10 protein-coding genes and 1 pseudogene are annotated in these 13,512 nt (G+C 61.6%); 7 read left to right on the top strand and 4 right to left on the bottom strand.

Annotation, left to right across the window (positions count from 1 at the left end; translation table 11 throughout):
• Positions 1-12 precede the first annotated feature (12 nt).
• The 5 genes from rng (at position 13) to tldD (ending at position 8,488) form a co-directional block, all read left to right on the top strand.
• A complete protein-coding gene (gene rng / locus GWQ22_RS00410) occupies positions 13-1,482 on the top strand; it encodes a ribonuclease G (protein WP_042037955.1) in 1,470 nt (489 codons plus the stop codon).
• On the top strand, positions 1,483-5,382 hold the full coding sequence (locus GWQ22_RS00405; protein ID WP_275929154.1) for a YhdP family protein: 3,900 nt from the start codon (positions 1,483-1,485) through the stop codon (positions 5,380-5,382).
• A gap of 37 nt (positions 5,383-5,419) precedes the next feature.
• Positions 5,420-6,016 (top strand): nucleotidyltransferase domain-containing protein, encoded by a 597-nt coding sequence (locus GWQ22_RS00400; protein WP_275929153.1) that lies wholly within the window; start codon positions 5,420-5,422, stop codon positions 6,014-6,016.
• Positions 6,017-6,035: 19 nt separating this feature from the next.
• Complete coding sequence (locus GWQ22_RS00395) at positions 6,036-6,842, top strand: carbon-nitrogen hydrolase family protein (RefSeq protein WP_275929152.1); 807 nt, start codon at positions 6,036-6,038, stop codon at positions 6,840-6,842.
• 197 nt (positions 6,843-7,039) lie between these two features.
• The gene (gene tldD / locus GWQ22_RS00390) at positions 7,040-8,488 is read left to right on the top strand and encodes a metalloprotease TldD (protein ID WP_275929151.1); all 1,449 of its coding nucleotides are present in this window, start codon (positions 7,040-7,042) and stop codon (positions 8,486-8,488) included.
• A gap of 144 nt (positions 8,489-8,632) precedes the next feature.
• Here tldD and GWQ22_RS00385 read toward each other — a convergent pair whose 3' ends face one another.
• The 3 genes from GWQ22_RS00385 to GWQ22_RS00375 form a co-directional block, all read right to left on the bottom strand.
• Positions 8,633-8,836, bottom strand: coding sequence for a hypothetical protein (locus GWQ22_RS00385; RefSeq protein WP_275929150.1), 204 nt, complete (start codon positions 8,834-8,836; stop codon positions 8,633-8,635).
• A gap of 162 nt (positions 8,837-8,998) precedes the next feature.
• Positions 8,999-9,715: a MarC family NAAT transporter gene (locus GWQ22_RS00380; RefSeq protein WP_275929149.1), complete on the bottom strand. Its 717-nt coding sequence runs from the start codon at positions 9,713-9,715 to the stop codon at positions 8,999-9,001.
• 144 nt (positions 9,716-9,859) lie between these two features.
• Entirely contained in the window at positions 9,860-11,167 is a 1,308-nt protein-coding gene (locus GWQ22_RS00375; RefSeq protein WP_042037942.1) for an MFS transporter, read from the bottom strand.
• Between the two features lie 248 nt (positions 11,168-11,415).
• Between GWQ22_RS00375 and GWQ22_RS00370 the strand changes: the two are divergent.
• Positions 11,416-12,078 (top strand): annotated as a pseudogene (locus GWQ22_RS00370) (ATP-binding protein); the annotation flags it as partial.
• A 117-nt stretch (positions 12,079-12,195) separates the two neighbouring features.
• Positions 12,196-12,915: an acid phosphatase AphA gene (gene aphA, locus GWQ22_RS00365; protein WP_275929148.1), complete on the top strand. Its 720-nt coding sequence runs from the start codon at positions 12,196-12,198 to the stop codon at positions 12,913-12,915.
• 185 nt (positions 12,916-13,100) lie between these two features.
• Here the strand turns inward: aphA and GWQ22_RS00360 are convergent, their stop codons facing one another.
• The gene (locus GWQ22_RS00360; protein ID WP_042037939.1) at positions 13,101-13,364 is read right to left on the bottom strand and encodes a hypothetical protein; all 264 of its coding nucleotides are present in this window, start codon (positions 13,362-13,364) and stop codon (positions 13,101-13,103) included.
• Between the last annotated feature and the right edge of the window lie 148 nt (positions 13,365-13,512).

The following is a 13,512-nucleotide window of genomic DNA, read 5'->3' as shown; positions in this document are numbered from 1 at the left end:
GCAAGGTAACTTATGTCGGTAGAACTGCTGGTGAACGTCACCCCCTCCGAAACCCGGGTTGCCCTGGTCGAAAACGGTCTGCTGCAGGAAGTGCACGTAGAGCGTCAGGCCAAGCGCGGCATAGTGGGCAACATCTACAAAGGCAAGATCAGCCGAGTGCTGCCCGGCATGCAGGCGGCGTTCGTCGATATCGGCATGGACAAGGCGGCCTTCCTGCACGCTTCCGACATAGTGCCGCACACCGAGTGCGTGGCGGTGAAGGAGAAGGAGCAGTTCCAGGTTGGCAACATCGCCGAGCTGGTACGCCAGGGGCAGGACATCATGGTGCAGGTGGTGAAAGATCCGCTGGGTACCAAGGGCGCCCGTCTCACCACCGACATCACCTTGCCGTCCCGCTATCTGGTGTTTATGCCGGGGAGTGCGCATGTGGGGGTGTCCCAGCGCATCGAATCCGAAGCGGAGCGCGAGCGCCTCAAGCGTACCGTGGCCAGCTATGTGGATGATCTCGGTGGCTACATCATTCGCACCGCCGCCGAAGGGGTGGGGGAGCAGGAGCTGGAGCAGGACGCTGCCTTCCTCAAGCGATTGTGGCGCAAGATCCTGGAGCGCAAGCACAAATACCCGCCCTGCAAGATCCTCTACGAAGATCCCAGCTTGGCATTTCGGGTGGTGCGCGATTTCGTCGGCGCCGAGCTCGACAAGATCCGGGTCGACTCACGCCAGAGCTTCGATCAGCTCAAGCGCTTCACCGAGGAGTACGTGCCCGAACTGGCCGGCAAGCTGGAGTACTACTCCGGCGAGTCACCCATCTTCGATCTCTACGACGTGGAGAACGAGATCCAGCGTGCGCTGGATCGCAAGGTAGAGCTGAAATCCGGCGGCTACCTCATCATCGACCAGACCGAAGCCATGACCACGGTGGACATCAACACGGGTGCCTTCGTTGGCCATCGCAATCTGGAAGAGACCATCTTCAATACCAACGTCGAGGCGACCGCGGCCATCGCCCGCCAGCTGCGCTTGCGCAACCTCGGTGGCATCATCATCATCGACTTCATCGACATGCAGTCCGAGGATCACCGCCGGCGGGTACTGCACAGCCTGGAGCAGGCGCTCTCCAAAGACAGGGCCAAGACCAACGTCAATGGCTTCTCCCAGCTCGGTCTGGTGGAGATGACCCGCAAGCGTACCCGCGAGAGCCTGGAGCACGTGCTCTGCTCCGAGTGCCCCGAGTGCAAGGGGCGCGGTCGGGTCAAGACGGTGGAGTCGGTCTGCTTCGAGATCCTGCGGGAGCTCATCCGGGTCAATCGCGCCTACGATGCGGATCAGTTCACCGTCTACGCTGCGCCGGCCGTGGCCGACTACCTGCGGGGCGAAGAGTCCCACAGCCTCGCCGAGCTGGAGGTGTTTATCGGCAAGCAGGTCCGGGTGGTGAGTGAACCGCTCTGCGGTCAGGAACAATTCGATGTGGTGATGATGTAATTGGTCTATCGCTGGCTGAGTCGGGGCTGGTTAGCCCTCGGGGTCTTCTTCGTGCTGCTGGCCATCCTGGTCAGTCTGGTGCGCGTTGGAGGTCCCTTACTCAACCAGCATAGACAGGCACTGCTCGACACCCTGCTGGCCGACAGCAAGCTGGAAGCCAGCGTTGATCGCATCGGCCTGGACTGGACCCAACGCGGCCCAGCCCTCGAACTGCAACAGCTGGTGATCGCGCCCGATTCCGGTCGTTTCGCTGTGCGCCTTGGCAAGGTGTGGGCGCACCTCGACTTCTGGCGCTCCCTCAACGAGCTTAAACCCGTGTTTGGGCAGCTCATCTTGAGCGATGGCGACATAGCCCTGGATCTGGCCCAGCCAGCCGACCCCGAGCCCCGTAACGGCCGCGATCAGCAGCAAGCATTGCTGCGCTTCCTGCTGACCCAGCTCTCCACTTTCGACATTCATGACACCCGCCTCAGCCTGACCACGGCGCTGGGGGAGGTGCGGGCCCTCGACATCGCCCAGCTGCGCTGGCAGAACCGCGGCAAGCGCCATCAGGGAGTCGGCAAGGCCTATCTCATCAACGGGGTGGGCGAGAGCACCATAGATCTCATTCTGGATGTGGATGCGCCTGAAGCGCGGTTCGAGCGTCTCAAGGGCCAGCTCTATCTGGAAGCCAGCCAGCTCGATATCAGCCCCATGCTGGCACGGATCCACGCTGGCGAGCCACGGGTGGCCGGCCAGCTCGATTTTCAGCTCTGGAGCACGTTTGCCAGCGGCCAGCTGGGGGAATCCGTGCTGGCGTTTGGCAACAACTACCTGATCTGGAAGGATGAGAAACAGGGTGCCATGCACCGTCTTGGCCTGCAGGGCGGCAAGATCCAGCTGCACCGGGATGGCGAAGAGTGGCAGCTTGCCAGCCATGACGTGACCTTCAAACTCGATGGCAAGCGCTGGCTGCAGAGCCGCTTGCAGCTCGAGCGGGTTGGCTCCCGCATTCAGGGGTATTTGCCCGCCATCGATCTGGATCAGGTCGCCAATCTGAGCCAGCTGGTCTCCGGCCTCTACCCAGAGCTGACCGAGACCCTCAAGCACACCCGTCCGACCGGCAAGGTCCAGGACCTTATCCTGCAGGCTGACGCCGACTGGCGCGGGCTCTCTCTTAGCGGCCAGCTCTCCCACATCAAGGTCACGGCCTGGCAGGATGTGCCCGGCGTGGAGGATCTCAACGGTGAGTTCTGGCTGACCCCGATCGGCGGCAGCGCCCGGTTGGCACTGGACAAGGACAAGGTGGATCCGGCTCGCCACTTCAAGGAGCCGATCCCGGTCGACAGCTTCTCGGCGCGGCTCGACTGGTGGCAGGATCCCAGGGGCTGGGTGCTCTATGGTCAGGACGTGGCGCTGGACAACCCGGATTTGACCCTCGCCAGTCGTTTCAGAATGGATCTCTTTGAGCACACCTTCCTCGCCCTGACCGGTCGTATCAACGTCAAGAATGCGGGTAATGCGGATCGCTACTACCCCTTGCAGGTGATGGGCAAGGGCCTGGTGGACTACCTGAGCGGTGCCATCAAGGGCGGTCAGGCCAAGGGCGCGGATCTGCTCTGGTACGGCGAGTTCAAGGATTTCCCCTTCAGCAAGGGTGAGGGGATCTTCCAGGTGGCGGTGCCGCTGGAACAGGCCACTTTCCGGTTTTTCCCCGGTTGGCAACCGCTCACCGAGCTGCAGATCGATCTGCTGTTCCAGAATGCCAGCCTCGATATGCACAGCCGTTCCACCCACCTTGGCAAGGCAAGATCCGACTCGGTGCATGCCTGGATCCCGGATCTCTACCCGGGCGCCCACCTCTATGTGGATGCCAAGGTACAGGGGGAGGGCAAGGCCATCAGCGACTACCTGCAGGATTCTCCGCTGGGGGATTCTGTCGGTCAGGCGCTGCGGGAGATCGAGATCCGGGGCCCGCTCAAGGGCTCGGTCAAGCTGGATATCCCCCTCGATGGCGAGAGTGAGGTCAAGGCGAACGGTGATGCCCTGTTCAGCAACAACAAGGTGCGGGTCGCCAGCCTGGATCTGCCGCTGGAGAAAGTGCAGGGCCGCCTCGAATATGACAACGAACAGACCCGTTTCAGTAATCTCAAGGCCAGCCTGTGGAACCAGCCGCTGACCCTGGACTATCAGGGCCAGCAGCTGCCGAACCGTTATCAGGTCGATCTCAAGTTCAAGGGGCAGTGGGACAGCCGCCGCGAGCAGCGCAAGATCCCCGCTCTCGATATCCTCAAGGGGCGCAGCAACTGGGCTGGCACCCTGGGGCTGACGCTGCCCAACGACAAGCCGTTCAGCTTCCAGTTGGCGCTGGATTCCAACCTGCAGGGCATGGGGCTGGATCTGCCCTCACCGCTGACCAAGGCTGCCAACAGCCGTTTGCCGCTCAAGGTGACCGCCCGTGGCCGCGACGGCAGCGCCGACATTCGCGCCGTGCTGGGGGCGGATGTGGATATGCAGAGCCGGTTGGTTTATGGCGATGGCGCGCCTTACCTCAGCCGGGTACGGGTGGACGTGGGTCAGCCCGGGGCCCGGGTGCTGCGTGACAAGCCCATGCTGCTGGTCATCAACCAGCAGCATGCGGACGTGGCCGGCTGGCTGGTCCGACTCAAGCAGTGGTTGCCTGTGAGCACGGCGCCGGGCGGCAATGCCGTGGTCGGCCCCGCCTTCTTGCCCCGGGAGTGGTGGGTGGATGGTCAGCTGGTCCGCGCCGACATCGGCAGCGCCACCCTCAAGGCGGTGCACTTCACCGTGGGGCCGACCAATCAGGCGACCGAGGTGATGATCGACAGCCCCGATGTGATGGGGGTGGTGCACCTGCCGGTGACCGGGCGTCAGCCCATAGAGGCGAAATTTGCCCGCATCTATTGGTCCGGCAATAGTTCGGATTTGAGCCCCAAGCCCGACGCCAGACAGGACAGGGCCATCATGGACGCCATTCCCTGGCTCACCTTCAGCTGTGTGGATTGCCGCTTCGGCGCTCTGCCGCTGGGGGAGGTAAAGGGAGAGCTGGTGCCTGGCGCCAACAAGCTGACCCTCAAGGATCTGGACATGCGGCTGGCGGGCAGCCAGCTGACCGGCACAGTGGACTGGCTGGCCCAGCCAGGCCGGATGCAAACCCATGCACGTGCCAACATACACAGCAACAACAGCGAGCTGCTGCTCAAGCGGCTCGGCTATACCTCGCCCATCGGCGATGCACCCGGCAAGATGGCGCTGGATCTGAACTGGAACGATGTGCCCTATCGGCTGGATGTGTCGACCCTGGCCGGCAGTGCCAACTATCAGCTGGAGGGGGGGACTCTGCGCGAGGTCAACGACAAAGGGGCGCGGCTGCTCTCCCTGCTCAGTCTCGATTCCCTGCTGCGCAAGCTGCGGCTCGATTTTCGCGATGTGTTCGACAAGGGCTTCTATTTCGAATCCATGTCCGCCTCCGCCACCATCAAGCAGGGGCAGGTCAGCAATGATGACTTCTACATGAAGGGGGCGGCGGGCAACCTGCGCGGTGAGGGGATTGCCGATCTGGTGCGCTGGCGGCTCGACTACGAGCTGAGCTTCTCTCCCAACCTGGGCGGCACCCTGCCGGTCCTGGCGGCTTTCTCCCTGACCCCGATCACCGGCCTCTATGTGCTGGCCCTCTCCAAGCTGCTGGAGCCCGTAGTGGACGTGGTGACCCGCATCGATTTTCGGGTCTCGGGTCCGCTGGATGCTCCCAAGTTGATCGAAGCGGGGCGGGACAGGGCTCGCATCAAGCTCAACCAGCAGCAGAAAGAGGCGGTCGATTCGGTGACACCCACTCTGCCGACGCAGGAAGTCACCCCCTTCCTGCTGACCCCAAAACAGGCGGGGCCCGCCCAGCGCTGAGGCTGGTGGCGGGTCTTGCCATCACAAGGAGTGAGCCATGACAAGAAGTGATGACCAGACGGACTTGCTTGCCATACCGCCGTTGCAGCGGACATTGGTGCAGGCGGTAGTGGCGTGTTTTGAACCCAGAGTCGAGGTGCTGGCTGCGGTAGTGGTCGGCTCTTTGGCCAAGGGCAAGGTGGATCGGGTTTCTGATGTGGATGTGCTGTTTATGGTGGAACCTGGCTTTCATCGTGATGGGCAGCCCTGTATTGATCGGTTTCTGGCGGGCAGAGAGGTGTTTCACTGTTGGCAGGGGGCGCATGGCAATGAGGGCTACTACTGGCGTTATATCTTTTATGATTTCACCAGCATCGAGATCCATCTGATCGATGTGAACGCAGAATTCCCTCTGGCTCGCCCATATCTGCCGCTGTTCGATAAAACCTCCTGCATTCGTGCGCTGGAGGTAGACGGCCCGGCGCCAAGCCATTGGGACTTTCCCGCCTATATGGCCGAAGGGGGTGGGCTGGTGTGGGAGCTGTTCGATTGCCTCAAATGGGCTGAGCGGGGCCAGCGTGGATTGGTCAGGCATCATCTGCGTAAACTGTTGGCCGAGATGGATAAAGACCCGAATATTGGGGATCGCGCTTAACGCGGACAAGGAGAGCGTCATGTGGTTAGCCGCAATACAGCTGGTATCAGGCCGCAGCTGGCAGGATAACCGGGAGCAGATTGCCGCCGAGCTGGCGGCGCTGCCAATCGAGCGGCCACTGCTGGTGCTGCTACCGGAGAACTTCGCCCTGTTTGGCGAGCGGCAGGGCTATCTGGATGGGGCCGAGGCGATCGGTGCTGGCCCCATCCAGCAGCAGCTGGCCGAGTGGGCCCGCGACTATGGCATCTGGCTGGTGGCCGGGGCTATGCCGACTACCATCGCAGGTGCAGCGCATATTCACACCAGCTCGCTGGTGTTCGACCCGAGTGGGGATCTCAAGGGGCACTACCACAAGATCCACCTGTTCGATGTGGATGTGGCCGACAATCAGGGCCGCTACCGGGAGTCGGAGACGTTCAGTCCAGGCCAGGAGTGCGTGCTGGTGGACTCCCCCTTTGGTCCCCTCGGCCTCTCTATCTGTTATGATCTGCGCTTTCCCGAGCTCTACCGCCAGCTGACCCGGGCTGGAGCCCGCGTGCTGCTGGTGCCTGCCGCCTTTACCGCCGTGACCGGCGAGGCGCACTGGGAACCGCTGCTGCGGGCCCGTGCCATCGAAAACCAGTGCTATGTGGTGGCCGCCAATCAGGGTGGTACCCACGAGACGGGGCGCCAGACCTGGGGCCACAGCATGGTGATCGACCCCTGGGGTCGGGTGCTGGCCTGCCAACCATCGGGCCGCGCCACCGTACTGGCACAGATGGATGCCGGGCTTGTCGACGAATTGAAGCGCACCATGCCCGTGATGGAGCACGCCCGTTTGCTCTGATGGTGCGCTGAAGAATAGAAACGCAGCCGTTTGCCGGTAGTGAACCACGCTCGGCTGTTGTGATTCCGGGGTGTCGATCTTGGGGTTGGCGGTGCAATTCACGGCGTGTATTGCACCCTGCGAATACGAACTGAACACCGGGCCACACCGGATGAATTAACCGTTACGACATCTCGCAGCGAGATTGGAGAAGAAGATTGAGTCTATTGAGCCAGGTTAGTGCCTCCCTGTTGGCCCCGCACGATCTCGACGAAGGTCGCCTGCAGCAGTTGCTCGGCAGTCTGATGAGCCATCAGGTGGAGTTCGGAGACCTCTATTTCCAGCGCAGCTGGCACGAGTCCTGGATGCTGGAAGATGGCATCGTCAAGGATGGCAGCTACAACATCGATCAGGGGGTCGGGGTGCGCGCCGTCAGCGGCGAGAAGACCGGCTTTGCCTACTCGGACGAGCTGAGCCTGCTGGCACTGCAACAGTCGGTGACCGCCGCCCGTGGCATCGCCGCTGCCGGGGCGCAGGGCAAGGTGAAGGCCTGGGCCCGCACAGAGGCCAACCTGCTCTATCCGGCCATGGATCCGCTGCAGACCCTCGACAAGCACCAGAAGATCGCCCTGCTGGAGCAGATGGACAAGTTTGCCCGCAGCCTGGATCCCGCCATCAATCAGGTGATGGCTTCCATCAGCGGTGTCTACGAAGAGATACTGGTGGCTGCCACCGATGGCACGCTCGCCGCCGATGTGCGCCCGCTGGTTCGCTTGTCGGTGACCGTCATCGCCGAGAAGGGGGATCGCCGCGAGCGTGGCAGTGCCGGCGGCGGTGGTCGCTGTGGCTATGATTATTTCCTGGAGCTGGACGGGCTGGAGAGCCGCGCCTTCGGCTATGTCCGTGAAGCGGTGCGCCAGGCGCTGGTGAACCTCGAAGCCATCGATGCACCGGCCGGTACCATGCCGGTGGTGCTCGGTGCCGGCTGGCCCGGCGTGCTGCTGCACGAGGCGGTGGGCCATGGTCTGGAGGGGGATTTCAACCGCAAGGGCTCTTCCGCTTTCGCTGGCCGCATCGGCGAGCAGGTTGCCTCCAAACACTGCACCATCGTCGACGACGGTACCCTGCCGGGGCGGCGGGGCTCCGTCAGCATAGATGACGAAGGGACGCCGGGCGGCTACAACGTGCTGATCGAGAACGGCATCCTCAAGGGCTATCTGCAAGACAAGCAGAATGCCCGCCTGATGGGCGTGCCGCTCACCGGCAATGGCCGCCGCGAATCCTATGCTGCCCTGCCGATGCCGCGCATGACCAATACTTACATGCTGGCGGGTCAGTATGATCCGGCCGAGATCATCGCCTCGGTGAAGAAAGGCATCTATGCCCCCAACTTCGGCGGCGGCCAGGTGGACATCACCTCCGGCAAGTTCGTCTTCTCCGCCTCCGAGGCCTACCTCATCGAGGATGGCAAGATCACCACTCCCATCAAGGGGGCGACGTTGATCGGCAATGGCCCCGAGGCGATGAGCCAAGTCTCCATGGTGGGTCGCGACCTCGCCCTCGATCGCGGTGTCGGCGTCTGCGGCAAGGAGGGGCAGAGTATTCCTGTCGGGGTCGGCCAGCCCACCCTCAAACTGGACCAGCTCACCGTGGGTGGCACCTCCTAGGTTGGGTCAACCGCGGCGCGCGTAACCCGATGCGGCATCTGCCACATCACACCCCGGCTCTTGCCGGGGCTTTGTCATTCAGGCAGACGGCAACCAACAAAAAGCCCCGGCACATGGCCGGGGCTGCTGGATAGGGGGACAGGGTCAATTGACCGATATGGCTCTGGCGTCTATGTAAAATCGCGCATTGCCTTGTGGATCGACCTTGATCTGGGCAATCAGACGATCGCTCTGCTTGTACTCCCACCGTGTTTTTATCCTGGCTAGGACGGGGCTGGCTGCACCGACCACATTCAGATATTCATGAAACAGGCTGTAGCTTCCAATCTCGGTCAGCATTTTTTCCATTTGCACATCTCCTGCTAGTGAGTGGGTGTCTTCACCCACAAACCTATCAAGCACACTCTGAATTGAGTCTGTACGAAAATCACACTAACTCGTTTGTGTGTCAGTAGCATGATCAGGCGCAAGATCAGTGGCGATTGTTGGAGGTTATGACACCGTTGTCAGTCAAGGCCGACGGGCATCCTCCAATAGTTCAAATGCACCGGACACATGTGGTAATGCCTGTGTCGTTTGTGCCGCAGGGGCGCCGTGGAACACGGGATCCTGCGCCACCTCTTTGATGCCGTTGATGCAGAACTGCATACCCATGCACACCAGCAGGAAACCCATGAGCCGGGTCATGGCGTCTATGCCGGTGGCGCCGAGGATCTTGCAGACAGGATCCGCCAGCTTGAGCACGCCCCAGCTGAATATGCTCATCAGGGCGAAGGCGGTCACTGTGGCGGCATAGATGGTGAAACGGTTGTACTCGTCGGGCAGCTCGGCGATCTGGGCGGCGCCGCTGATCACCAGCGCCATGGTACCCGGCCCGCACATGCTTGGCATGGTCAGCGGTACGAAGGCGATGTTCTGGTTGATATCGACCTCTGCCTCCTGGTTCGGGGCCGGAAACAGCATGCGAAAGCCGATGAAGGCGATGATGAGCCCCCCTGCCAGGCGCAGGCCGGGAATGGAGATCCCGAACAGATCCAGGATGGAGGAGCCGATGAAGAAGCTGACGCAGAGGGTGCAGAACAGATAGATGGCGGCCAGATTGATCTGGCGGCGCACGTGCTCACGGGACATGCCCTTGCTCAGCCCCAGCAGCAGGGTGGCCGTGGTAGGCGGATTGACCATGGGCAGCAGGGCAAGCAAGGCGAGAAATACGACCTGAAAGAACATCTTGAGCCTCGAATAACAGAAATTGAAAGGGATAGTCCCGGGCTGGTCAGTCACCAGACCCGGTAGGGAGGCTAGCTTATGTCGGCCAAGCTGAACATATGCCGAATTAAAAAGCCCCTAAGGTCTGCGGGGCTCTTGGGTGGTTCAGGCCGCTTGTGGCGCCTTCTGCCGCTGTTGCAGCCAGAGTAGCAGGCCAATGGCAAAGCCCAGAGCCGACAGGCTCACCACATAGTGGGAGGGGGCCAGCATGTCGTTCTTCATCCACAGGGTGACCAGCATGGGGGTGAGGCCACCGAAGATAGCGTAGGCCACGTTGTAGGAGAACGATAATCCGGAGAAGCGCACCACAGCCGGGAAGGCGTTGACCATGACGTAGGGCACGGCGCCAACGATCCCGACCGCGAAGCCCGCCAGCATGTAGAGCGGCACCAGCAGATCTGTGCCCGCTGCCAGGCCATGGTAGAAGGCGTAGCTGGCGCCTGCCAGCAACAGGGAGCCCAGCATGAAGGTGGGACCACTGCCGATGGCATCGATCAGCCGGCCATAGAGGATGCAGCCCAGGGTCAGGGCCAGGATGGCCAGGGAGTTGGCTGTCAGCGCATCGGCGGGGCTGATGCCATGTACTTTCTGCAGGTAGGTGGGGGTCATCAGGATCACCACGACGATGCCGGCGGAGAGCAACCAGGTCAGCAGCATGGAGATCACCACGCTGCCCTTGTGGTTGCGCAGCACAGTCTTGAGCGGCAGCTCTTCTGCCAGGGCCTTGTTGGCCTGCATCTCGGCGAAAACAGGTGTCTCGTGTAGCCAGCGGCGCAGGTACATGGCGACGATGCCGAAGATGCCACCGAGCAGGAAGGGAACACGCCAGCCCCAGTCACTCACCTCGGCCGGGGTCAGGCTCTTGTTGACTGCGGTGGCGATGAGGGAACCCAGCAGTATGCCGGCCGTCAGCCCGGCGGTCAGGGTGCCACAGGCGAGCCCGACCCGGCGGGCGGGCACGTGCTCTGCCACGAACACCCAGGCACCCGGCACTTCACCACCGATGGCGGCTCCCTGCAGGATACGCAGACCCAGCAGGGCCAGCGGTGCACCTATACCCAACACGGCGTAGGTGGGAAGCAGGCCGATCAGCAGGGTAGGCAGTGCCATCAGCAATATGCTGAGGGTAAACATGCGCTTGCGGCCGATGAGATCGCCGAAGTGGGCCATGATAATGCCGCCAAGGGGGCGCGCCAGATAGCCAGCGGCGAAGATGCCGAACGTCTGGAACTGGCGCAGCCACTCGGGAATGTCGGCCGGGAAGAACAGCTCGCCAATCACCACGGCGAAGAAGACGAAGATGATGAAGTCGTAAAACTCCAGCGCACCGCCGAGGGCGGCCAGACTCAGGGTCTTGTAATCCTGTCGATTGAGGGGGCGGGCGTGATCGTGTTGTTGTGCGGTTGTCGTCATATCCGTATGTTTCCCATCGGTTTTTTTAGTTATTGTCGCCCCGGGCAAGGGGCATATACAGGTTATCGAGAGTATGCTGCCCGCCTCTGGTGTGTAAATCGCGTAATTCGCAACACTGTCTTGCAGCTTTTTGGTGCCGCGAAGCTGGGGAACCGGGCCCACACCCGGGATCCTGCTCCCGGGGTGAGTAACAACGATGATACCCGGGGACTCAGCCAGTTTCCGGGCACAAGACAACGGGATAAATCATGACGAAAACCAAGGTGCTGCTCTCCTGGAGCAGCGGTAAGGACAGCGCCTGGGCGCTGCACACATTGCGGCAGGATCCGGCCATTGAGGTGGTGGGTTTGTTTACCACGCTCAATCAGGCTTTCGAGCGGGTGGCCATGCACGGAGTGCGCAAGCAGTTGCTGATGCAGCAGGCCGAGTGCGTTGGCTTGCCGCTGACCACCATAGATCTGCCCTGGCCCTGCACCAATGAGGACTACGCCCGTATCATGACCGAGTTCATCGCGGGTGTGGTGGTGCAGGGGATCCGCCACATGGCATTTGGCGACCTCTTCCTCGAGGATGTGCGCGCTTATCGGGAGAAACAGCTGGTGGGAACGGGCATTGAGCCGCTGTTTCCACTGTGGGGCAGCGACACGGGCGAGCTGGCGCAGCAGATGATGGGGGCCGGCCTGAAGGCCAGGATAAGCTCCCTGGACCCGAAAAAACTGGACGCCAGCCTGGGCGGCCACGCATTTGATCCCGCCTTGCTGGCCCTCCTGCCCACCGGGGTGGACCCCTGCGGTGAGAATGGCGAGTTTCATACCTTGGCCTGGGATGGCCCCATGTTCTCCCGTCCGCTCGGGATCCGGGTAGGGGAAACCGTGCAGCGAGACGACTTTGTCTTTACCGATCTGCTACCCATCGAAGATTCATGTTCAGGCGTCAAATACTCCCTTTTGCTGGAGAATTCACAGTTTGAGGAATTGGATGGGGGCACCATTGACCCCTCTTTTGATTGCAGATGATGACTCCTTCTTATGACACACTTCTCTCGCCCGGCGCTGCTTGCCTCCTTGTTGGCGGCTGCGCTCTCTCTGCCTGCGCTGGCTGGTGACGCTGCGATCGTTCAGCCTGTTGCTGCCGGTGTCACCACAGTCACCCTCGCCCAGCAGGCCCCCATTCACTGGGTGTCGGTGGCGCAGATTGCCGCCAGTCTGGATGGCCTGCCGCCGATGGCGGTCGGCTTCGATATCGACGATACCCTGCTCTTCTCCAGCCCGGGCTTCTATCGCGGCAAGCAGGAGTTCTCGCCCAACGACGAGAGCTATCTGAAGAATCCCGCCTTCTGGGAGAAGATGAACAACGGCTGGGATGCGTTCAGTGTGCCCAAAGAGGTAGGCAAGGCGCTCATCGCCATGCATCTCAAACGCGGCGATCACATCTATTTCGTCACCGGTCGCTCGGCCACCAGGACCGAGACGGTGAGCCAGACGCTGCAGCAGACCATGGGGATCCCGACCGAGCGGCTCAATCCGGTGATCTGCGCCGGTGATGAACCGGGTCAGAACACCAAGGTGCAGTGGCTCAAGGATAAGCAGATGAAGATCTTCTACGGCGATGCGGATGGGGATATCAAGGCGGCGCAGGCCGTGGGTGTGCGTGGCATACGCCTGCTGCGGGCAGCCAACTCTACCTATCGGCCGCTGCCGCTGGCGGGCGCGTTGGGGGAAGAGGTAATCGTCAACTCCCAGTTCTGAACGCCGTCTGTTGGGTGGTAAAAGGGCCGGATCTTGTCAGGATCCGGCCCTTTTTTCGGGTACCTGGCGGGCGACCAACCAAGGTATTGCCGCTGGCGGGTTTGCCGTCTGCTCCAGGCTTGCCGCGCATCTCCTGATAGAAGGAGAGGCCTATGTAGCCGGTGCGATTCGCCGGGCTGAGGTACTTATTCGGCCCAGGGCATCTCGGGCAGGGAGTCCAGAAACTGAGCGTAACGCTCAAGGTTGAAGGCACCCTGTTCGGCTTCCATCGCCATCAGCTCGGCGCCGAGGGCACAGGCGATGTATTGCAGCGCCTCTTCCCGTGGGGTGCCCTTCATCACCAGTCGCATCAGGGTTGCCTTGACCTGCAACGGGTGGCCATCGATCAGCTGGTTGTCGACCATTTCCAGCAGGGTCTGTTCGTCAAAGAACTCGGTGGGTTCGCTCATGCTCAACTTCCTCGTCATGCCATTAAAGGGGGCCAGTATAGCCACAATGCTATTAACACATTGAAATATGTCGATAAAAACATTTTCGTGAGGCTGCTTTTTGTTACCCATACTTACTGAGGGTTTGCTGTCGGCAAACGAAAACCAT

The sequence above is a fragment of the Aeromonas sp. 1HA1 genome (assembly GCF_029237385.1).
In the GTDB taxonomy this organism is placed as follows: Bacteria; Pseudomonadota; Gammaproteobacteria; order Enterobacterales; family Aeromonadaceae; genus Aeromonas; species Aeromonas popoffii.
The sequence above is the reverse complement of the archived record's forward strand: the minus strand, read 5'-3'. Positions and strand labels throughout refer to the sequence as shown.

Excerpts from the sequence above, each read along its gene's own strand:
- GWQ22_RS00400 (WP_275929153.1), top strand. The coding sequence starts at position 5,420 with ATGACAAGAAGTGATGACCAGACGGACTTGCTTGCCATACCGCCGTTG.
- aphA (WP_275929148.1), top strand. The coding sequence starts at position 12,196 with ATGACACACTTCTCTCGCCCGGCGCTGCTTGCCTCCTTGTTGGCGGCT.
- GWQ22_RS00380 (WP_275929149.1), bottom strand. The coding sequence starts at position 9,715 with ATGTTCTTTCAGGTCGTATTTCTCGCCTTGCTTGCCCTGCTGCCCATG.
- GWQ22_RS00385 (WP_275929150.1), bottom strand. The coding sequence starts at position 8,836 with ATGGAAAAAATGCTGACCGAGATTGGAAGCTACAGCCTGTTTCATGAA.
- rng (WP_042037955.1), top strand. The coding sequence starts at position 13 with ATGTCGGTAGAACTGCTGGTGAACGTCACCCCCTCCGAAACCCGGGTT.
- GWQ22_RS00395 (WP_275929152.1), top strand. The coding sequence starts at position 6,036 with ATGTGGTTAGCCGCAATACAGCTGGTATCAGGCCGCAGCTGGCAGGAT.
- GWQ22_RS00360 (WP_042037939.1), bottom strand. The coding sequence starts at position 13,364 with ATGAGCGAACCCACCGAGTTCTTTGACGAACAGACCCTGCTGGAAATG.
- GWQ22_RS00375 (WP_042037942.1), bottom strand. The coding sequence starts at position 11,167 with ATGACGACAACCGCACAACAACACGATCACGCCCGCCCCCTCAATCGA.